The following is a 22,190-nucleotide window of genomic DNA, read 5'->3' on the forward strand; positions in this document are numbered from 1 at the left end:
TGGCATCACGGATCACGATGTCGTAGTAGTCGACCGAGATATTCAACCTCGGCACGAAGCTCGGCTGGTAAACCACACCAACGCCCGTGGTGTAGCCGCGTTCCGGCTTCAGGTCAGTGCTGCCAGGCGTCATGGACTTCAACAGATATGAAGCTCCCGTTGGCAGCCCGGTGGTGGAACTCAACGGACCATCAAACGGGTCCGTGGTGTTGCCAGTACCCACGACGCCAGGGTTGAACATCTCACCCAGATTCGGAGCGCGAATGTCGAGCGAACGGGTCCAGCGGAAGCGAACGTCCGACACCGGGGTCCAGCTGGCACCGACCTTCCAGGTCGTGACATCACCGGTCACGCTATAGCTGGTCCGACGAACACCTGTGTTGAGGTCCACGGATTCGGCGAATGGCACATCCTTCAACAGCGGGACGATCGTTTCAAGATAACCCTCCGTCACGTTGTACGAACCATCGGTGGCCTTGTAGTTGCCGGCGAAGAAGGCGCTGCTCTGGTCGAGATCGCTCACCGCACCGTCAACCCACTGCTTGCGGTATTCCAGACCGAATGCCGTGGAGACCGGGCCCGCCCATGTGGAGAACGGCTCACCGCTCATGTTCACCGAGGCCTGCCACTGCCGGATCGTCATGTCCGACCAGCCGGTAGCCTGCACATACTCAAGTACGTCCTGACTGTTGACCCCAAGGCCCATCGGGTTGTAAGGCACACAGCCTGCCTGGGGCGGAGCAATCCCTCGGGCGATGTTGGTTGCCGTCAGCTGCGCAAAGTAGGTGGGATCGCAAACGATCTGGCCAGTGCCATCACGAATAGCGCGCGTCGCTGCGTTCCAGTTCGCGGTGATCACATCCCCCGGCGTCTTGGAGACCATCTTCGTCTGATCGTAGCCGCCGTGAGCATCCCATTTCCATGCCGTACCGAACAGATCGACACTGCTCTCGACACCGAGCATGGCGCGACTGGTCTTGCGCTCGTTGATACCCTGCAGTGGCGACAGGTCGCCATTGAACGTGCCGACCGTGAATGACGCGACGTTGTTGTCAGTCATCTGCGTCTGCAGGTTCGCAGGAATGAATGGATTGCCCGACAGGATCGTCGCACCCGTGCCACCGTTGTTGAGGTTTGGCACCACCCAGCGGTTATGAGAATAGGTCGTAGCGTAACCACCCTCGGCGTAGACGTTGGTGTCGTCCGAGAGGTCATAGCTCACGCGGCCGAAAAAATTGCGACGCGCAAGCGGCAGCGCAATGCTCGTCGTCTGATCGATACGCGCCTCTTCCCAGTCACCGCCCAGCATGTTGGTGCCCGGCGCGTTGTTGATCATGGCGCCGTAGTTGAACGGCGCAGTCGCACCGCCTTCGACGAACTGAACGCCACCCAGGGGGCAGCGCGCGCCGGGGCCAGGGCTCGCGTTCAGATTTGCCGTCGCTCCATTGAGGCGGCAATTGACAATCAGACCGCCCAACGTGCCGTTACCCGGACCGACATTGGGAGCAATGATGTAACGAGGCAAGCCATTTGCGGACGTCCAGGCCGGATTGGCCATGAGCTGCCAGTTTTCCTTATCAGCCCAACTGCGATGGGTGCCCTGGACGCCTTCGTCTTCGGTCATTTCAGCCGCCAGCAACACATGGCCGCGACCGTCGGCAAACCGGCTGCCGTGAGTCAGCGATGCCTTGAAGGTCTCGCCGTCGCCTTCCTCGGACTGACCGCTCTGGACACTGACCTTGTTGCCTGTGAAGTCCCGGTTGAGAATGAAGTTCACCACGCCAACGACGGCGTCCGAACCGTAGGATGCAGACGCACCACCGGTCACCACTTCCACTCGCTGGACGAGGTCACCGGGGATGGAATTGGTGTCGACCGCGCCGGCGTTGTTGCCGCTGCCCACGACCGAAGGCACCATGCGCTTGCCATCGAACAGCACCAGCGTGCGGTTCGCGTTGAGATTACGCAGGTTCAGCAGGTTCGCGCCGGCAGTGCCGGTGCCCACGTTCGAGGAAAGATTGCTCGAAGTCAGGCTGCCGGAGAATTGCGGCATCTGGATGACGGACTGCGAAATGGTCGTGCTCGCCATATCCTTGAGCATGTCCTCACCCATGACGGTCACTGGCGTGGGCGCTTCGAAACCATCGGTACGCTGAATGCGCGACCCCGTGACCATGACTTCTTCGAGCTGCGGGGCGGCTTCCTGCGCCGTCACCGATCCCACAGCAAACACCGTCGCCAATCCGGCCAGGAACCCGACGCCTCTCAGTGCGCGTCGCACAGAAATGGCAACCTCAGATCGCTGTCCAGCAGCCATCGTTCGAGTATTCAATGCTTCATCCCCCCTGAATCTAATTTGTTGTCAGCGAAAAACAGACTTGATTCTCTATTCCCAGATGCAAACCGTCCGCCCTCGAGACGGCGAACTTCAGCTTGGAAATACAGACCGTCACGAAACTTACTAAACGTGAGCACCACTTTTCAGTCGTAATTCGGGGGGGAGGCGACTGTATCTTTCTGTTCCAGATGGTGAGATTGAAATCGTTCCGCGTGATCCCGACCCAAATAGCCCTGTGCTGGTGCACGTCATGGGGATCAATCAACGTGCCGCTTGACAAAGAAACCTGGATTCGACAGATCGCCCGTCGTTCGCAACGTCCCCGCAGTGCTGAAACGCAGTCGACGTCAGCTGCCTGAGCATTTTTATTGCGCGCTATGGCGGCTTTTGCCGTCCTCTTTGCAACTGCGTGCCGTTTTGCGCGCACATCGTCCTCTGATTCAAGGGCAGTGGCACAGCAGTGGCACAATCGGAGCATCGATCGAGACGTATCAACAGAAGAGGTCGACCATGACAACGATTACGACGGCAAGCCGTCTTTTGGGAATCACCTTGCTGGGGATGGGCGTGAGCAGCACGGCATGGGCGCAGAACGCGGGCGCCGCCGATCAGGACAAGCAGGTGTTCGTGCAGGCCGGCCGTCTGCTGGCCGACCCCGCCAATGGCCGGGTGGAACAGGAACGTACCCTCGTCGTTGTCAACGGCAGGATTCTGGAAGTGCGCGATGGCTATCACACCGCGCCCAACGGCGGTAACACCATCGATCTGCGTGACAGCTTCGTGCTGCCTGGCCTGATCGACAGCCACGTGCACATCACCTCCGAAGGAGGACCCACGTCGGAAGTGGATGCCGTGAAGAAGACCTCTGCCGATCTCACGCTGGATGGCCTGATGTATGCCCAGCGCACCATGCGCGCGGGCTTCACCACCCTGGCCGATCTGGGCGGCGATGCCGATGCCGTCATCGCTCTGCGTGACGCCATCAATTCCGGTCGTGCCTTTGGTCCGCGCATCATCGCGGCGGGCGGTGTAGGTGCGCATGGCGGTCATGGCGACGTGCATGGCTATCGTCCCGACATCACTGATCTGTTCGCTCGTCCGGGTCGTTGCTCCGGTGCAGACGACTGTCGTCGGGCCGTGCGTCAGGCGGTGCAGCGTGGGGCCGACGTCATCAAGATCGCTTCCACTGGCGGGGTGCTGTCGAACACCTCTGCCGGCCTGAGCCAGCAGATGCAGGACGATGAGCTGCAGGCCATTGTCACCACCGCCCATGCGTTGGGTCGTCGCGTCGTGTGCCACGCCCACGGCACGGACGGCGTCAACTCCGCCCTGCGCGCCGGTGTGGACTCCATCGAACACGGCACGTACCTCGATGCCGAATCCATCAGGCTGATGAAGGCCAACAAAACCTACCTCGTGCCGACGCTGCTTGCCGGCGCCACCGTGGCGGAGCGCGCCAGGACCGCCAGCTGGATGCAACCGGCAGTACGCGCCAAGGCGCTGGAAGTCGGTCCGAAGATGGTGGACATGGCGCGTCGTGCCCGTGAGGGTGGCGTGCAGTTCGCATTCGGTACTGACTCGGGCGTGTCAGCTCATGGGGACAACGCCAAGGAGTTCGCACTGATGGTGTCCGCTGGCTTCTCGCCGCTGGACACGATCCGTTCCGCCACGGTCTGGGGCGCAAAGCACAACCGGATCGACAACGAAGTCGGCACGCTGACGACCGGCAAGTTCGCAGACCTGATCGCCGTGAAGGGCGATCCGCTGAAGGACGTGACCGCACTGGAGCGTGTGAGCTTCGTGATGAAGAACGGCAAGGTCGCCAGTCACTGAGGGTGCGCAGCCGGGCGGCGACTCAGTCGCCGCCCCTGACAGGAAGAGCGCGGGCGGCTGCGCCGCGCCTTATGAAACGCAGCTGCGAGGCTCGCCAGGAAAAACAATCGCCTCGTTCGGGTCCGGCGGAGATGCGGCCAACCTCCGCCTGAGCGTGCGGCTTTTCTTTGACCGTCGTTTACCTTCGAGTGCCGAACTCGATGCACCAGTCAGGAATACTTCCGGTACGATCCCCGCAAACAAGTTGTCAACCAGGAGTCGTATGATGAAATCCGCGTTTTTTGGCTTCCTTCTTTCGACTGCCGTCGTTGTTCCGGCGATGGCGGCATTGCAGCAGGGCGACGTCGCGCCGAACTTCAAGACGCAGGCATCCCTTGCCGGCAAGGAATTCACGTTCTCGCTCGGCGATGCGCTCAAGAAGGGCCCGGTCGTCGTGTACTTCTATCCGTCGGCCTACACCCGCGGCTGCAATGTTCAGGCCCATACCTTTGCCGTCAACTACGACAAGTTCACCGCAGTGGGTGCATCGGTCGTCGGAGTTTCGCTCGACGACATTGCGCGGCTGAATGAATTTTCGGCCGATCCCGAGTTTTGCGCAGGGAAACTTCCCGTCGCCTCCGACACCAGCGGAAAAATCGCGCAATCCTTCGATCTGCAGGTAAAGGGTCCAAGCGCCGACATGAAGGACACGCGCGGCGCGCAGATCGCGCATGGCTTTGCCGAACGCACGACCTTTATCGTGCTGCCGAATGGCAAGATCGCAGAAACCATCGGTGGCGTGTCACCGACCGACAACGTGCAGAAGGCACTTGAAGCAGTCCAGCGCCTTGCAGCAAATAAACAATAGTCGTTAGCAGTGCGAGCCCCGGTGACCTGCACCGGGGCTCCTTCGCATTGGGAGCCCGTCGCGTTCTGCTGACCGGGCTGAAGCGGGACGACGCAGAGTCACCCTACCCAGTCAGTCCAGGAGCCCTTGGCTGCTACTGGAGCCAATAGTCCATACCACTCGATTTCAGGAAGGCATCGGCATTCTCGCCTTGCAGCATCGCAAGCGTGGTGACGCTGCCGGCCTGCGTACAGGTCTCGGCCGTCACGGTCACGGAATGCGGAGCATTGCGCACCGGCCAGCCGGTACGCGCATCCAGGATGTGGGAGTAGCGCTGACCGCCACTCAGAACGAAGCGCCGCGAATCACCGCTCGTCGCGATGCCGCCTCGGTACAGCTGCACTACGTGAGCTGGAGTGCCGAGCCGATCCGGCTTTTCGATCCCGACGCGCCAGGGCTGCCCATCGCTGCGTGCGTTGACGACGGCGACATCGCCGCCGAAATTGACCAGGCAGCTCACTCCAGGTGCGACTGTGTTCGCGATGGCTGCTGCGGCATCGACGGCATACTCCTTACCGATGCCGCCAAGATCGATCTGCATACCGGGCCGCAACCGCAGCACCGGTCGCGTCCACTGTACTGCGTGCCAACCGACCAGTGGCAGCAGTGCATCGATCTGTTCCTGAGTGGGCACCCGATCGCCGCCATCGAAGGTCCACGCGCGGCGTAATGTGCCCGACGTGATATCGAACCGCCCCTGAGACAGATTCGTCAGCGTCGCTGCGAAGTCCAGCAGGTTCGCCGTTTCATCGTCGACCGTCACGACGGTGCCCGCAGTGTCATTGATGTAATGGACGACACTGCCCGGTCGATAGCGACTGAACTTGCGTTCGATTCGCCACGCACACTCGGCAATGGCGTCGACCATCCGTTTCGCCTGGGCCTGCGGCCCACCTTCGATCAGGACATCGCACGGACAGGCCATTGCGGCGAAACGACCCGCCCAGTGGTCATGGCTGCGAACCAGCGATACGCCACACGGCCCGCGCTTGATCGATACTGGATTCGCACCCACCGATATCTCCGCCGCTATAGACCGAAGCGATAACCGAACTGCACCACCACTGCCCTCAGGTCCGGATACTGCTCGCGCCGGGCCTGATTGCCGATGATCTGATCGCCGGGCACCTGACCGCTCTGCTGGTAGTACTCCACACGCGTACTCCACTCATTGCCGCTCGCCGTGCGATGCCCGAATTTCACGCCGACAGTCGTCGCGTCGAAATCACCAAGGCGGAAATCGGCGGAGGCGTACTGCGGCAACGCCTGACCATTCACCAGGCTGGCACGATAGAAATCAGCTTCGTTCTGCGTGTAGTAGCGCAGCTGCGGTTCGATATAGCTGTCTGCGCCGATGGGCCAGCGCACCCTCGCCTCCGCCGTGGAGGAGTCGATCCCCCAGTCGTCAGTCATGAACCGGTAGGCCACGTGCAATACCCTGGCACCGAAGGCGTGTTTCACTTCAGCATTGAGGCTCTGCTTCGTCCTGGAATCCGGGCGGCTTTCGTACACATAGACGCCCGTCGGCCCCTCGCCCACCGGAACACGGGTAACCGTGTCCCCGCTGATCGGATCCACCACGCTCAGGATCTTGTACGGATCATTCAGATACCCGTTCGAATCGCTGTATGAGTAATTCACACGAAGCACGGTATTGCGGCCCAGCACCTGCGTCAGGCCGACCAGCAGATCGAGCACGTCCTTGCTGTCGCTCCCGAGCTTGTTCGCGCTGTTGCCGACATCGAGCATCTGCGACAGGGGCCGCGGCGCGCCGCCGACCGGATCGACATCGTCCTGCGACCACGCAACGCTCGCGCTCAACGTCGTATTGCGTTTGTTGAAGTCCCGCGCCAGCGACAGGTTCGCACCCAGATGGGTGTAGTCGTACTCCGTTGAAAAGCCGAGTCCCGCAGAGAGTGTGTAGAGACGCGCCAGTGGTTGCGTCCAGCTGGCATTGAGCGCAAAGCGCGTGTCGAGAAATGTATCGTCCAGCGGCACATCGCCGGGTTGCGTCGTGTAGACCGCCCGGCCCGACGGGCTCGTGAAAGTCTGCGGCGTGTCGAGCGCAATCGCACCGCTGGCGGAAGCGCCGGTCAGCGTATCGGCGGTCAGCGTCGCGGCAAGTGTGCGTTCGTCCCCAAAGCTGCGTTGCGCGGACAGCATGGCACTGATGTCCTGCACGCGATCATCGCTCTCACCGTAGTAAAGGAGCGAAGAATCAAATGCCCAGCGCTTGTCCGCCTCGTCGGCCGCCGCACGCGTCGCGAGCGTAGTACCCAGCAGAGCGCACGCTGCTGCCGCGAGCGTTGTCTGGAAATTCTCAGTCTCTTTCATTAGTGCGTCCTTAGTTGCAGCCGCAGCCGCCGCCGCCGAATCCGCGACCGCCGCTGGAACCTTCCTTGCTGAAATAGATGTGATCGTCGATGGCCGCATCGAGCGGATTCGCATCGAGTGACATCTCCGGCCGCGCCAATACGTCGCGTTCCCACGGTTGCACGGTGGCGCAACCCGCAAGCGACAGGCCCAACACGAGCAAATGAACTGCCTTCATCGAGGATTCTCCGGCGATCGCAGTGCGACGCTTATTCTGTGGCAAGGGCCACGCCAGGCCCGGCCAGCAACTTCTGCAACTCTGCCTCACGTCCCGCACGCTGCCCGTCGCGGAAACCGATGTGACGCGACACGATCTCGCCATCTGGACCGAAGACGAATGTGCTCGGCATGCCCGGAACGTCGTATTGCGAGGCGAGCGTTCCGGCTGGGTCGAAGACGATCGGAAATCTGGCCGGCACGTCGCGCAGAAAACGCGCCGCATCGGCCTGCGTCCGATCGACGTTGATGCCGATCACCACCAGGCCGCGATCCGCGTACCTCGCCTGCATTTCATTGAGCCAGGGAAACGAATGACGACAGGGTTCACACCAGGACGCCCAGAAGTCGACCAGCACCACCTTGCCCCGATAGTGCGACAGGTCGAACGCGTCAGCGGCATGAGCGGTGCTGATGAAAAGCATCATCCAGGCCAGCAGCAGTCCGGTCAGCAATGGGCGAGCAGCAAGCTTTCTCATAGGCGAGTCAGTGGCTTGATATGCCCGTTGGACGCCGAGAGCGGCCGTAATCAATCGCTACCGATGCGTCCGCCCCCCGCAGAGCTCAGGTCATTTATGTAATTGCTTGTAAACGTTCACGGTTTCGCAACTTCGCGCAGCTCTCAGGCTGGTAGTGCGAGATCCGCAGTAGGGACGCGATGTGAAATTTCGGGGAGTGGCCCACACCCGAGTACTGCCAGGGTCCAGGCCCGGCGCAACGCGCGGAGGTGATATCGGACCGCCCCTTGGACAGATTTTTCAGCGTCGTTGCGTAGTCCAGCAGGTTCGCCGCTTCAGCTCGACTTGCCGACGACAGCCATGCTGCCACTCAGCCTGCAAGGAATGCACGCGCCTTCCTCTTGCCGCGTCGCGGCACCCGGACCGCATCGCCTTCATCACCCACCATTGCGCAAACGGGCCACCTGATTCGCGCTCAGCGTCGATGCTTCCGCGCCGAATCGCGCAGTCACATAGTTTGCGACCGCTGCGATTTCCGCATCCGTATAGGCGTGACCGAACGACGGCATGAATACGTCAGGCTGCCCGCGCAACGGCGGTACACCGGAAAGGATCACCTGCACGACGTTGCGGCCCGAAGGATCGTTGACCGCGCGCGACCCCGTAAGAGTTGCGTAGGACGTTGCAGTTCCTTCTCCTGTCCAGGCGTGGCAACTCACGCAAGCACTTTCGAATATCATCCTGCCGCGCGCATCGACGTGTGCTGCGTTGCCACCGTCATAAGCCGCGGGAGCAGGTCCGGCCAGTCGGGATGGAAGATTTGAACTGGATAGCGGCGGCACACTGCGCAGATAGGTGACCATCGCGCCGATATCGCTTGGCGTGAGATGTCGCAGTCCGAACTCCACCGCCTCTCGCATCGGTCCTGCAGCGGCGCCGCGCTCCTTCGCATGACCCGCCGCGAGATAGCTGGCCAGATCGACGTCGCTCCATGCGCCGACACCAGTACTCTTGTCGGGTGTGATGTTGTAGGCCCGCCAGCCGTCGGCCACGGCACCCGCGAATTTCTGCCGGTTGTCCAACGCCTGAAGCAGGTTCCGAGGCGTGTGGCATTCGCCGCAATGACCCAGGCCCTCGACCAGATAGGCGCCGCGATTCCATTCCGGACTGTGTGCCGGTGTCGCGCGGAACCGCTGGTCGGGATTGAAGAACGCCGACCACAAAGCCATGAGCCAACGTTGATCGAAGGGAAACGCCAGATCGTTCGCAGGAGCGTTCTGTCTGACCGCGGGCAGGCTCGCCAGATATTGCTTGATCGCAAGCACGTCGTCGTCCGTCAGATAGGTGTACGACGCATAGGGAAATGCCGGATAGAGTCGTGCGCCGTCGGGGCGCACGCCCTTGTGCACCGCCTTGATGAATTGCGCGTCGGTCCAGTGGCCGATGCCTGTTTCGGGGTCCGACGTAATGTTCGGCGAATAGAGCGTGCCGAATGGCGTCGCGAATGCGCGTCCTCCGGCGAAGGGCTTGCCGCCCGGCGTGGTGTGGCACGCCTCGCAGTCCGCGGCTTGCGTGAGGTATCGACCTCGGACGAGCGGATCGTCGCGTCCCGGCAGGTCTGCAGGGACACCGGTGGGCGCGCCCGCATATTCCGAGAGCTTCACGCGTGGTGCAGTGACGAAGGCCATCGGCCCGGGACTCATCGCGTACCAGAGGACGATCGCGACCGCCCCGATGACAATCACACCGATGAGGGCGGCAACCGCACTGATACCTTGCTGCGCCTTCATGCAGTTGGCCTCTTCGCCAGGAGCTTCGGATCGATTGGCAGCGTCCGCACGCGCACACCCGTCGCCGCAAAGACCGCGTTGCTGAGCGCAGGAGCGGCAGCGGTGGTGCCCGCTTCGCCGATACCGCCAGGTGCTTCGCCGTTCCTGATGACGTGCACCTCGATTTGCGGCGCCTCGTTCATGCGCATGATCCGGTAGTCATTGAAGTTGCTCTGCTGCACGCGGCCGTTTTGCACGGTGACACGCCCGTACAGCGCGGCTGTCAGTCCAAAAATCATCCCGCCCTGGATCTGGGCGACGATCGTGTCCGGATTGACAGCCGTGCCGGCATCGACTGCGCACACGACGCGACGGACCCGAACCAGCCCGTACTCATCGACTTCCACTTCGGTGACAGTTGCGATGTAACTTTTGAACGCCGTCTGCACAGCGATGCCCCGGCCAACACGCGGCGGCAACGACTTACCCCAATCGCCCTTCTCCGCCGCCAACTCGAGCGCGGCTTGCAATCGAGGCGTGCCGGCGAGCAGGGCGTGCCGGAACTCGTACGGATCGCGACCTGTCCTTGCCGCGAGTTCATCGATGCAGCTTTCGACGACGAACACATTGTTGTTCGGTCCGACCCCACGCCAGAAGCCCGTCGGCACCGACAGCGGCTCCTCGCGCACGTACTCCACTCGCAGGTTGGGAATGTCGTACGGCAAATCCACGGCGCAGTCGACGGCATCGACGTCGACTCCATTCTTGAACGCGACCGGCAGGAACCGCGCGATCACCGAGGAACCTGCAACCCGATAGTTCCAACCCACGATGCGGTGGTCAACGAGGCTCGCGGCCACGCGGCTCACGTAGGTTGGCCGATACACGTCGTGCTGCATGTCTTCTTCACGAGTCCAGGTGACTTTGACGGGTCCGGACACCCGCTGCGCGATGCGCAGCGCCTTGATCACGTAGTCGACGTCCAGGCGCCGTCCGAAACCGCCGCCGATGTAAAGGTTGTGGAAGAGAATCTTCTGCGCCGGCAAGCCCGTCGTTTTCACCGCCGCTTCCTGTGCCACCCCGAGGACCTGCGAGCCGACCCAGATCTCGCACGAATCCGTCGTCACATGCGCCGTGCAGCTCAGGGGCTCCATCGCCGCATGCGCCAGCAGTGGCACCTCGTATGTCGCATCGAACCGCTCGCCAGTGCCGAGTGCCTTGTCGACATCGCCGACTGCCTGTGCCGTGACTCCGGTGCGCAGGCTTGCCGCCCGGAGCTGCTTCGACACGGTCGCGGTATCGACAACGCCGTTGCCGGCGTCGTCCCATGTGATATCGAGCGCCGCGATCCCCTGCTTCGCTGCCCACGTCGTGTCAGCCACGACGGCTACGAAATCGTCGAACGACAGCACGTCACGCACGCCTGGAACCTGCCGTGCCGCTTGATCCCCTACCTTTACGAGCCTGCCGCCAAACACCGGGCACGCGGCGAGCGTCGCGAACTTTACGCCGGGAGGCACCACGTCGATGCTGAACTGCGCTTTGCCGTTCACCTTCTCCGGTGTATCGAGCCGCTTGATCGGCTTGCCGATCAAACGGAAATCCTGCGGCGACTTGAGCTGCGGATCCTTCGGGGGAGCCATCCTGGTGGCCTCCGCAATCAAAGCGCCGTAGGCGAGCGTGCGTCCGCTCGGCGGGTGGCGAACCTCGCTCTGCTGAGTAACGCAAGTCGCAGGACTCACTTGCCAACGCTGCGCCGCCGCTTGCACCAGCATTGCGCGAGCGCTTGCCGCTGCTTCGCGCAGCGGCGTCCAGAAGGCACGGATCGAATTCGAGTTGCCCGTGACCTGGATGCCGAATATGGGATTGGCGTAGAGCGCCTGGTCCGGTGGCGCAGCCTCGAGACGCACCCGATCCCACGCGGCGTCGAGTTCTTCGGCGAGGATCATCGCGATCGAGGTGTAGACACCCTGCCCCATCTCGACCTGGGGCATGATCAACGTCACCGCCCCCTCACGATCGATGCGAATGAACCCATTGGGCGCAAAGCGCGCCGCGCCAGCGCCGCCACCTTTCGATGGGGCCGCGCCGGCGAGTGGAACATGAAAGCCCACCAACAGCGCGGCACCCGATGCCAGCGTGACTTGAAGGAAGGTTCTGCGTGAAGTTGCTTCTGTCATCGCATTCTCCCCGCGTCGCCTACCCGGCCTTCGCCGCCTGCTTGATGGCTTCGCGAATCCGCACATACGTGCCGCAGCGACAGATGTTTCCGGACATCGCCGCATCGATATCGGCGTCGCTGGGACTTGGGGTAGCGGCGAGCAGCGCCGTGGCTGACATGATCTGACCGGACTGGCAATAGCCGCACTGGATCACTTCGAGATCGAGCCAGGCCTTCTGGATCTTGCGACCGGCGGACGTGCCGTCGATGGCTTCGATGGTCGTTACGGCGCGCTCGCCGACTGCGCCGATCGGCAGAACGCATGACCGAACCGCTTTGCCATCCACATGGACCGTGCAGGCACCGCATTGGGCGATCCCGCAGCCGAACTTCGTGCCCGTGAGACCCAGCACGTCGCGCAAGGCCCATAGCAACGGCGTATCCGGGCTGGCATCCACCGACCGCTTCTCGCCATTGATAGTCAATTCCAGCATCACGGCTTCCGATGGATGGGTCGGAAGCAGGGTGCAGGCGCGAGCCGGCGGGACGATGTCCGACTGCGTCCGAACTATTTCATTCGAAATAGTGGCTTGCGGTCAGATCGGTGCGAGCCTCGAACAGACCGACAGCACCCCATAGAGCAGCACGCTCAATCCACTCGAGATCCTGAAGGAAAAATATATTCGACGCCGCGCACGCAGCGTCGACGCAGGCGACAAAAGCCCGAGTAGGGCCGTTGGCATTGTGATCTGGCGACTCGAGCTGCGTACTACGGCAGCTCCGCGTCGGCCTCGACGATGCAGGCACTCCCCTGCGTGACGCTGTGCGCGAGCGAGCGCGACTCCGGCAGCAGTTGCCCCATGAACACGCTGGCGATCTGCTGTTTCGACCGATAGAACTGCGGATCGTCGGGCTCCTTGCGCACGGCAATGTCGTGCGCCTTTGCCATGAGCCAGCTGCTGACCGTGAGGCCGCACAGCTTCAGGTAGGGCACTGCCGCAGCAAGCGCAGCTTCGGGCTTGTCAGCGTACATAGTGAGCATTGCACCCGTCACTTCACGCAGCAGATGCTCGGCCTCGAGCGCGGCCGCACACGATCTCGCCACACCGGGATCCTGCCCCGACAACGCCTCCAGATCCGCGCGTATATCCCCAAGCAACGCGTTCATTGCAGCAGCAGAGTCGCGCGCAATCTTCCGGCCGAGCAGATCGTTGGCCTGAATGCCGGTCGTACCTTCGTAGAGTGTGCCTATCCGGGCATCCCGGTAGAGCTGAGCCGCACCGGCCTCCTCGATGAATCCCATTCCACCGTGCACCTGGATGCCAAGCGAGGTCATGGTCACGCCGATTTCCGTCGACCAACCCTTGACGATGGGAATAAGCAGTTCGCCGCGTGCGAGTGCGGCCGAGCGTACAGTCGCATCCGGATGGTTCTTTGCGAGGTCCAGCTGCAGCGATGCATACATCGCGAGTGCGCGCGCTGCATCCGCCGCGGCCTTTATCGTCAACAGCATCCGCTTTACATCCGGGTGATGCGTTATCGGCAACCCCGTACCATCGACAGCGGTACCTGCTCCTCGCGGGCGGCCTTGCACGCGCTCGCGCGCCCAGTTCCGTGCCTGCTGATACGCCCTTTCGGCGATCGCGAAGCCTTCCAGGCCAACGCAGAGGCGCGTTGCATTCATCATGATGAACATGTACTCGACCCCACGATTCTCCTCGCCGAGGAGGTACCCGATCGCGCCACCCTGATCGCCATAGGCGAGGACACACGTGGGGCTCGCATGAATGCCGAGCTTGCGTTCGATTGATACACATCGCACGTCGTTGCGCTCGCCGAGCGAGCCGTCGTCGTTCACGAGCACCTTCGGAACGATGAAGAGCGACAATCCCTTGATCCCCGCCGGAGCGCCATCGATCCGCGCGAGCACCAGTTGAATGGTGTTGGCGGTGTAATCGTGATCGCCGTAGGTGATGAATATCTTCTGACCGAAGATTTTGAATCGATCGTGATCCCTGACTGCGCGCACGCGAATCGCGCCAAGGTCGGACCCTGCCTGCGATTCCGTCAGGTTCATCGTCCCGGTCCATTCGCCGCTGATCAGCTTCGGCAGGTACTTCTGCTGTTGCTCTGCGTTTCCGCAGTTCAACAACGCATCGATCGCGCACTGCGTAATCATCGGACACAACTTGAACGCCAGATTCGCAGAAGCCCATAGCTCCCCGACCGCGGTCCCAAGCATGGTGGGAGCCTCTTGTCCACCGTACTCGCGCGGTGAGCGCAATTGATTCCAGCCGTCAGCCGAGAATTGCGCATAAGCACGTTTGAACGTCTCTGGCATACGCACGCCGCCGGCCGTCCACGTTGCACCCTCGATATCGCCGGTGCGATTGATCGGCGCGAGAACCGTTTCTGCAAACTTCCCCGCCTGCTCCAGCACGGAATCAGCCAACTCGCCCGAATAGCCGGAGAGATTTGGCAGACCCGCGAGTTGCTGGTCGCCGATCAATTCGTGCAGAACGAAACGAATCTCTCGCAAGGGTGCGCGATACATAGTGACTCTTTCCCGCGTCTCAGATGATTTCAATGGCGACCGCGACAGCTTCGCCACCGCCGAGGCACAGTGCCGCAACACCACGCTTGCCGCCGCGTTTGCGCAGTGCATGGATCAGCGTTGTCAGAATGCGCGCCCCGGTTGCGCCAATGGGATGTCCCAGCGCACACGCGCCACCATTCACGTTGAGCCGGGCATGCTCGATACCCATGTCACGCATGGCCACCATCGGCACGATGGCGAACGCCTCGTTGATCTCGAAGAGATCGACATCGCTCGCGTGCCAGCCAACATGGCTCAACAGCTTCCGGGTCGCGTCCACCAACGCCGCTGCGAACCACTCCGGCTCACCGGCATGACTCACATAGCCCACGATTCGCGCCAATGGCGTAATCCCGCGGCTCGCGGCGATGGACCCATTCATCAAGACGACCGCAGCCGCTCCGTCCGCAATCGACGACGAGCTAGCCGGAGTAACGGTGCCGTCTTTGACGAATGCGGGCCGCAGGGTCGGAATGCGCGCCACGTCCAACGCGAACGGGGCCTCGTCACGATCGACCGTGACATCACCCTTGCGCAGCTTGAGCACTACCGGAACGATCTCATCCGCAAACGCACCGCCGTTCACGGCCGTCACGGCACGGCGCACGGATTCCGCCGCAAACTCGTCCTGCTCGGTGCGCCAGAAGCCGTGCTTTTTGGCTGTGCGATCCGCAAAGACGCCCATGTGCAGACCGTCGAACGGACTCAGCAAGCCATCGCGAAGCATGTGGTCCCGGAGTTCGGCATGCCCCATCCGCAGGCCGGTACGCGCCTTCGGCAACAGGTACGGCGCATTGCTCATCGACTCCAGACCGCCCGCGAGGACGATCCCGGCATCCCCGCTACGGATCTGCGCCGCTCCCAGCATGACGGCCTTGAGCCCGGAGCCGCACATCTTGTTGATGGTCGTCGCAGGCACGCCAAGCGGAACGCCGCCGGCCAAGGCAGCCTGCCGTGCGGGCGCCTGACCGAGGTCAGCCTGCAGCACACAGCCGAATATCACTTCCTCAACGTCGCTGCCTGCGACTCCCGCCGATTCGATAGCCGCCTTGGTGACCGCGGCTCCCAACTGCGGGGCACTGGCCGCAGCCAAACTGCCTTGAAAGGCGCCTAAAGGGGTACGAATCGCAGCGGCAATAACGACGTCGGACATCAGGACTTCTCCACGTGGATTGAGGGCTCGTCTAACTCGCCGTGAGGATCGGCGCTGCGCCAGCGACTGGACCCATCGACGGTGGTAGTGCGCTCGATGCGACCGTCGCGTTGCAGACGATTGAGATAGGCCGCCATCTCGCCCACCGCCAGGCGCCAACTCAGTTCATTCATCTCGCCCGGGTACAGGGCAGACAGAATGCGATCGGCATCCGCCTGCTCTCTGCAGATGTCGACAATATTTGCGAGCCTTCGATGCACGCCATTGATCAGGGAATCGATGCGCTGATGCAGTCCGACGAACACATCGCGATGCGACGGCAACACCCACACGTCAGGCGGCAACCGGGACAGCGCCGCAAACGAGTCCAGATACAGCTGCAATGGATCGGCATCCGGAGCGAGAGGATCGATGCTGACGTTGCTGCTGATCCCCGGCAGTACCTGATCACCGGCAATCAGCAACTGCAGTCGATCGCAGTACAGGCACACATGTTCTGGCGAGTGACCTCGCCCGATGATGACGCGCCACTCGAACTCGCCGATCACGATCGACGGATCGTCGATCAGCCGCACGGCTGCGGGCAATGGATAGATCATCGACGACAGCACTTTCCAGAAATCATCCTGGCGCGCTATCGCTGCCGAATCCGTGGAGAACCCGCGAAAGAACCCCTGTATCGCGGCATTCCCTTCAGCCGTCGGCTCGGTGACGCCGCGGCGGGCCGCCTCGATCTCTGCCGCAGTCATCCAGACATCGACGCCGCTGCGCTTCTGCATCCAGCCAGCGAGCCCGACATGATCCGGATGATAGTGAGTGCAGATGACGCGCTTCAGCGGTCCGCGAACATGCTCCGCGAAGACGCGATCCCAGAGCACGCGGATTTCTTCGCTGTCGACGCCGGTATCCACCAACGTCCAGCCGTCGCCATCCGCAAGCAGCCAGACATTGATGTGGTTGAGCCGGTCATCCAGCGGCATCCTCACCCACAACACGCCAGGCGCGACCTGCGTGACACCACCGAGACGATCGGGCGCTGTCAGCGGATGAACGAGTTCCGATTTTTTGTTAATCGCAGCGCTTCCGATTCCGACGCCGCGCCGCCGCCAGACATGGCGACGCACGTGTGCCTGTGACCAAGGGGATGGATCCGATGCGGCCGCGACTCACAGTCGCTGGAAAATGTGCACGAATCCCGCACTGCCGAGTCCGACATTGTGCTGCAGCACCGTGCGCACATCATCGACCTGGCGCTCGCCGGCCTGACCGCGCAGCTGCCATGTCAGCTCCGTGATCTGGGCGAGACCCGTAGCGCCGAGCGGATGACCTTTCGCCAGCAATCCGCCGGACGGACAGATGACGTACTTGCCGCCGTAGGTGTTCTGGCCATCGGCTACGAACTGATTGATGTCTTCGGTCTTGCACAGGCCGAGCGCCACATAGGTCGATGCTTCGTTACTGGTGAAGCAGTCGTGCAGCTCGATCACGTCGATTTCTTCCGGACCGACGCCTGCGCTCTCGTACGCCTGACGCGCAGCCTGCTCACTCAGGGATTGCAGCATGATGTCCATGACGCCACCGGCAAGCCCGGATGACAGATCGCTGCTGATTCCCTGCCCTACCAGGGCGACGTCGCTGCGCAAACCGTGTCGGCGAGCGAACGATTCGCTGCACACGATGACTGCCGCCGCACCGCAACTTGGCGGACAGGCATAGAGCCGGCGCATGGTGCGGAAAATCGGCGGTGTGTCCAGAATGTCAGCGACCGTCAACGGCTCGCGAAAGATGGCGTAAGGGCTCTTCGCAGCGTGATTGCGCGACTTGACGGCAATTCCCGCCAGCGTCTCGGCGGTCACGCCGAGCGCTTCGATGGCTTCGACCTGACAGCCGAACATGCTCAACGCCGGAGGCAACTTCATTTCGTCATCGCTGAGGCCGTGTGCATCTCGCAGCGCTGCGTGATGCCTGGCGAATGGGCTGGTCTTGTGCGGAAAGGCGAGATCGATTGCGCCGCGATCCATCTGTTCGAAGCCCACCGCCAGTGCGCATTCGACGCTACCGCCAGCCACCGCCTGTGCGGCCAGCGCGAACGCCGATGAACCGCTCGAGCAGTTATTGTTGACGTTGTAGATCGGAATACCGGTGATGCCCACGTGATAGAGCGCGGTCTGCCCTGCGCAGCTGTCTGCGTGTACGTACCCGGCATACGCCTGCTGCACATCGCTGTAGCCGATGCCGGCATCCGCCAGTGCCATGCGCGTCGCATTGGCAGCCATGACATCGTAGGCATCGCTCTGTCCTGGCTTCCTGAACGGAACCATGCCGACGCCGGCAACGATCACTCGACTCATTTCGAATCCTCCAAACCCGCGGTGCGATCAATTGATCGCGCGTGTGGCGTTGCCCCAGTAAACCTTGCGAATTTCCTTCTTCATCACCTTGCCCGCCGGGCTGCGCGGCAGGTCGGCGACGAAGTCGATCGTCTTCGGCGCCTTCACGCCGCCGAGCTGGTCCTTCGCCAGTGTGATGAGCTCCTCTGCGTCGACCACAGCACCCGGCTTGAGCAGGACCACGGCCTTGACAGATTCGCCCCATTTTTCGTCGGGCACACCGATGACCGCGCACTCCTGTATCGCGGGATGCGCTGCCAGCACCTGCTCGACCTCGTTCGGGTAGACGTTGAATCCGCCGCTGATGATCATGTCCCGCTTGCGATCCATCATCGTAATGAAGCCGTCGCGGTCCATGACGCCGATGTCGCCGGTGTGATGCCAGCCGAACTGGCGAACCTGTGCAGTAGCATCCGGATTCTTGTAGTAACCCGGCGTGACCAGGGAGCCTTTGACGCAAATCTCGCCGAGTTCGCCGCGCGGTACTTCGCGTCCGTCGTCATCGAGGATTGCCACGGTGTTGAAAACCGCAGGCTTACCGACGCTTTGCAGTCGCACCTCATCGATCTCGCCGGTCGGTCCCATGTAGTCCCACGGCGCCTTCATCGTGATCGCCGCAGGACATTCCGCCTGCCCGAAGCATTCGCTCATCACGGGCCCGAAGACGCTGATGGCCTCCTTCACCTTCTCGATCGAACTCGGCGCGGCCGCGATGAGGAAGTGCTGCAACGACGAGTAGTCGTACTTCTTCAGATCCGGATGCGCCAGCATCATGTAGAGCACGGTCGGCGGCAGAAACAGATGCGTCACTTTGTAGGTCTGGATATCGCGAAGGATCGCCCCCGCCTCGACTTTGCACGCGATGACATTGGTGCCGCCTCGCGCGAAATGCATGCAACCCAGAATGCCGGCCGAGTGCGTCATCGGCGCAACGACGAGATGGCAGGTGTTGTCGTAGTAATGAAAGTGCGCATAGAAGTTCGCGAACAGCGTCGCGATGCTTCGATGGGTCATCAGCACGCCCTTCGATTCACCGGTCGTGCCGCCTGTGGGGAAAATAGCGAGCACCTCATGCTCATCTTCCGGCCCGATTTCGTGTCGCGTATCACTCCCCGCAAGCCACGACGAGAGCGACGGATTGCTGCCGCTCGTCGAGTCGATGCATACCGCCGCCTTGATGTTCGGGGCCGCCGCCAGGATCTGCTGAACCTCCGTTTCGAACATGCTGTGATACAGCAGCAGCTCGCCATCGAACCGACGTAACAGATCGACATTGACGGCGATGGAGTTGCGCGGGTTGATCGGAATCCAGACACCCTCCGCGCGCATCAGGCCGAGCAGGCTCAGAAAGGCGATGTTGGAGTTCGGTGCGTAGACGCCGATCTTCGCGCCCTTCTGATAGCCGTGTGCGCGCAGAGCGGCGGCGATCCGATGCGTCGCCTGCGCCGCCTGCGTATAAGTCAGCTTCTCATCGCCGTCGATGAAGGCAATATTGTCCGGATACAGCTCAGCGCCCCGGTCAAAGAAATCGATGATGCGCATGGAATGACTACCGCCTTCAACTGACCTGAACTTCGATCGGGAAGAAATTCTGCACCGCGCCGAGCAAGTACCGATGGCCCACGATATGGCACCCCGAAGCGAAGCCGGCCTTGTTCGTCCCTTCGTCGATGAGCTTGCGAGCCGCCGCCGCCATGAGCAGACCGGTGATCTGGTACGGCGGCGTGCTGCGAATTACGCACGAGCGGCTGACGGCGGCACCGCGCCCGTAGGCGAAATCCGTGCTGCGTCCGGTGCGCAGGCGTTCGCGCGGCGGCATACCGGGTTGCATCTTGGCCGCCATATCGGCCAGCGCCTTCTCGCGCTCCGCCACAGGCAGCGGCCTGATGTTGTCTTCGTAGTTCTTCTGCAGTGCAATGAGCATCTCGAACATCGGGCGATTGTCGAACGCCGTGAGATGCCGACAGTTGATGACTCGCGGATCATCCAGGTAGGCCAGCGGAATCGCACCACCGCCCCACGGATGACACAGCACGGTCGTCGCCATGCCCGGCGCCGACATCTCGAAACCGCGACCCTTGACCCAGGGAACGAGCTTGTTGTCCGCCAGATACATGTGCTCGGACTGGAACATGCAGAAAATCGTCTGCGTGGATCCGAATGTCGGCACACCATTCGTCAGACACCCTACTTCGAGCGTGTCTATCCCTTCCTGTTCGAGGACGATCTCGCACGCGATCTGGCCGATCGTGTGCATGTACGCAACGCTCGGCGCGAGCGCGATGTTTTTCTTCCTGAAGCCGTCGCTGTACTTGTTCCGCATGCTGAGCATCCATTCCTGCTCACCGGTGCTGTCCAGGTAGTGCACACCGGCCTGCTCACAGGCCGCCACGACAGGCTCACCGTAGTACGTGAAGGGTCCCACCGTGTTCAGCACGACGGATGCGCCATCGAACAGTTGCGCGAGACTTTTCGTATCGTGCTCGATGTCGACCACCTTGAAGTCTGCGGTTTCGATGCCTGGGACCTGCTTCATGGCCTCGGCGACGCGTTTCTTGTCGCGCCCCGCAGCGATGAATGGAATGTTGTATTCGCGCAGATACTCAGCCACCAGACGACCGGTGTAGCCGCTTGCACCGTAGATGACGACAGGATAGTTCGACATGATCTCGATACTCGAATGAGGATGAATGGATGCGATCAGCCGACGTGCTGCCGGTACCAATCGCTCAAATGGTTGGCGCCGTGCAGGCTGAGCACATTGTTCTCGCCGTCTTCGATCAGCGCCGCGCGCGCATCGCGCAACAGCTTCTCGACCGGATACTCGCGGGAAAGCCCGTTTGCGCCCATCAGCTGCACGGCTGCATCGGCCACCTCGTACGCGCTCTGCGTGACGAAGGTTTTGCTGGTCACGGACGCTAGGAAATGCGGTCCATTCTTGCCGTAGTTGTAGTCGACGACACGACGGGCCATCGCCTTGCACGCTTCGAGCTTGCGCCAGGCGTCGAACACCCGCAGACGCACGCTCTGATGATCCATGAGAACAGCGCCGCCCTGGCGGCGCTCATGCACATACTTCAATGCGTGCTCGAACGACGCGCGCGCCAGGCCACCCAGCGTGCAGGCGATCTCCATGTTGGCGAACGTAAGTGCGCCGTAGAAGCTGAGATCCGCCGCGTCCTCGCCTGCGAGGATGTACTTCCTCGGCACCCGCACATTGTCGAAATAGATCGCACCCTGCGGCATCGATCGCTGGCCGAGCTTGTCGTGCGCCTTGCCCTTCGAGACGCCGGGAATGTCGAATGGAATCAGTATCCCGATCAGGCGCAGCGATCCATTGGCTCGATGGATACCTTGACCGTAGTCGCACTGCAGGTACGCCAGCGCACATTGCGCAATGGGTCCCGCCGAAACCCATTCGGATGTTTGCCCATTGATCACGACGTGATCGCCGTCGACGCGCGCCACCAGATTGCCGCGATCCTGCCGGCTGCCGCGCAGAGTTTCACGCCCCGCCATATCCAGCACGTCGCTGCCGCGATCCGGCTGAGTTGCGATCCAGCAGCCGGGCAGGCCCTTGAACCGCTCCAGCAATTCCGGATCGCCAGACAGCGCTGCTGCAAAGGAAGGAAACGACGTCGCGATCGCGAGCACTGTCAATCCAACATCGCCGTAGCCCAGTTCCTCGAGCAGCAACGGCAGCAGCCGGGCCATCTGCTCCGGCTGCAGGGACGCCAGCAGATCGAGGTTGAACAGCCCGGATGCCTGGAACTTCTGCAGATACTCGAACAATGGCGAGCCGGCGGCGACCACCTCTTCGGCCGTCAGTCTGTCGAGCGTGGCCGCGTAGGGCCGCATCGTTTCCAGCGCAAAGCGATTCGCAGCGCTCTGCAGCGCCCTCTCCTCATCGCTCAGGGTCGGCTCCAGTCCGGAAAGGCCAAGCCTGGGCGCCGCAATTTCTTTGATATTGAACATGTCACGTCTCCCATCGCTCTACGTCGCGAACGAGCAGATAGC

Annotated in this window: 17 protein-coding genes; 2 read left to right on the top strand and 15 right to left on the bottom strand. The window is 62.0% G+C overall.

All coding sequences use genetic code 11. From position 1 onward, the window contains the following. On the bottom strand, positions 1 to 2,332 hold a 2,332-nt coding region (locus VIZ63_RS24875; protein WP_331612547.1), incomplete at its 3' end, for a TonB-dependent receptor plug domain-containing protein. Between the two features lie 516 nt (positions 2,333 to 2,848). Here VIZ63_RS24875 and VIZ63_RS24880 point away from each other — a divergent pair. Next, the gene (locus VIZ63_RS24880; protein WP_331612548.1) at positions 2,849 to 4,171 is read left to right on the top strand and encodes an amidohydrolase family protein; all 1,323 of its coding nucleotides are present in this window, start codon (positions 2,849 to 2,851) and stop codon (positions 4,169 to 4,171) included. Positions 4,172 to 4,436: 265 nt separating this feature from the next. After that, complete coding sequence (locus tag VIZ63_RS24885; RefSeq protein ID WP_331612550.1) at positions 4,437 to 5,018, top strand: peroxiredoxin; 582 nt, start codon at positions 4,437 to 4,439, stop codon at positions 5,016 to 5,018. A 133-nt stretch (positions 5,019 to 5,151) separates the two neighbouring features. Here VIZ63_RS24885 and VIZ63_RS24890 read toward each other — a convergent pair whose 3' ends face one another. From VIZ63_RS24890 to VIZ63_RS24955, 14 genes are all read right to left on the bottom strand, one after another. Then, positions 5,152 to 6,072, bottom strand: a complete 921-nt coding sequence (locus tag VIZ63_RS24890; RefSeq protein WP_331612551.1) for an FAD:protein FMN transferase — start codon at positions 6,070 to 6,072, stop codon at positions 5,152 to 5,154. Between the two features lie 14 nt (positions 6,073 to 6,086). Further along, a complete protein-coding gene (locus VIZ63_RS24895) occupies positions 6,087 to 7,391 on the bottom strand; it encodes a DUF3570 domain-containing protein (protein WP_331612552.1) in 1,305 nt (434 codons plus the stop codon). A gap of 10 nt (positions 7,392 to 7,401) precedes the next feature. Continuing rightward, the gene (locus VIZ63_RS24900) at positions 7,402 to 7,608 is read right to left on the bottom strand and encodes a DUF4266 domain-containing protein (protein WP_331612553.1); all 207 of its coding nucleotides are present in this window, start codon (positions 7,606 to 7,608) and stop codon (positions 7,402 to 7,404) included. A gap of 31 nt (positions 7,609 to 7,639) precedes the next feature. Beyond that, positions 7,640 to 8,125: a TlpA disulfide reductase family protein gene (locus VIZ63_RS24905; protein WP_331612554.1), complete on the bottom strand. Its 486-nt coding sequence runs from the start codon at positions 8,123 to 8,125 to the stop codon at positions 7,640 to 7,642. Between the two features lie 416 nt (positions 8,126 to 8,541). After that, a complete protein-coding gene (locus VIZ63_RS24910) occupies positions 8,542 to 9,894 on the bottom strand; it encodes a cytochrome c (RefSeq protein ID WP_331612556.1) in 1,353 nt (450 codons plus the stop codon). Then, a complete protein-coding gene (locus VIZ63_RS24915) occupies positions 9,891 to 12,053 on the bottom strand; it encodes a xanthine dehydrogenase family protein molybdopterin-binding subunit (RefSeq protein WP_331612557.1) in 2,163 nt (720 codons plus the stop codon). The genes VIZ63_RS24910 and VIZ63_RS24915 overlap by 4 nt, the downstream gene beginning before the upstream one ends. A 19-nt stretch (positions 12,054 to 12,072) precedes the next feature. After that, positions 12,073 to 12,528, bottom strand: coding sequence for a (2Fe-2S)-binding protein (locus tag VIZ63_RS24920; RefSeq protein ID WP_331612558.1), 456 nt, complete (start codon positions 12,526 to 12,528; stop codon positions 12,073 to 12,075). 275 nt (positions 12,529 to 12,803) lie between these two features. Next, positions 12,804 to 14,588, bottom strand: coding sequence for an acyl-CoA dehydrogenase C-terminal domain-containing protein (locus VIZ63_RS24925; RefSeq protein ID WP_331612559.1), 1,785 nt, complete (start codon positions 14,586 to 14,588; stop codon positions 12,804 to 12,806). 19 nt (positions 14,589 to 14,607) lie between these two features. Continuing rightward, positions 14,608 to 15,783: an acetyl-CoA C-acyltransferase gene (locus VIZ63_RS24930; RefSeq protein ID WP_331612560.1), complete on the bottom strand. Its 1,176-nt coding sequence runs from the start codon at positions 15,781 to 15,783 to the stop codon at positions 14,608 to 14,610. Further along, on the bottom strand, positions 15,783 to 16,907 hold the full coding sequence (locus VIZ63_RS24935) for an MBL fold metallo-hydrolase (RefSeq protein ID WP_331612561.1): 1,125 nt from the start codon (positions 16,905 to 16,907) through the stop codon (positions 15,783 to 15,785). The genes VIZ63_RS24930 and VIZ63_RS24935 overlap by 1 nt, the downstream gene beginning before the upstream one ends. Before the next feature lie 42 nt (positions 16,908 to 16,949). Continuing rightward, positions 16,950 to 18,134, bottom strand: coding sequence for a thiolase C-terminal domain-containing protein (locus tag VIZ63_RS24940; protein ID WP_331612562.1), 1,185 nt, complete (start codon positions 18,132 to 18,134; stop codon positions 16,950 to 16,952). Positions 18,135 to 18,161: 27 nt separating this feature from the next. Beyond that, entirely contained in the window at positions 18,162 to 19,715 is a 1,554-nt protein-coding gene (locus VIZ63_RS24945) for a class I adenylate-forming enzyme family protein (RefSeq protein WP_331612564.1), read from the bottom strand. A 16-nt stretch (positions 19,716 to 19,731) separates the two neighbouring features. Next, positions 19,732 to 20,838 carry a saccharopine dehydrogenase family protein gene (locus VIZ63_RS24950; protein ID WP_331612565.1) on the bottom strand — a complete coding sequence of 369 codons (1,107 nt, stop codon included), beginning with the start codon at positions 20,836 to 20,838 and terminating at the stop codon, positions 19,732 to 19,734. Positions 20,839 to 20,873: 35 nt separating this feature from the next. After that, positions 20,874 to 22,148 (bottom strand): acyl-CoA dehydrogenase, encoded by a 1,275-nt coding sequence (locus tag VIZ63_RS24955; protein WP_331612566.1) that lies wholly within the window; start codon positions 22,146 to 22,148, stop codon positions 20,874 to 20,876. Positions 22,149 to 22,190 lie beyond the last annotated feature (42 nt).

It is taken from the genome of Povalibacter sp. (genome assembly GCF_036520495.1).
Taxonomy (GTDB): domain Bacteria; phylum Pseudomonadota; class Gammaproteobacteria; order Steroidobacterales; family Steroidobacteraceae; genus Steroidobacter.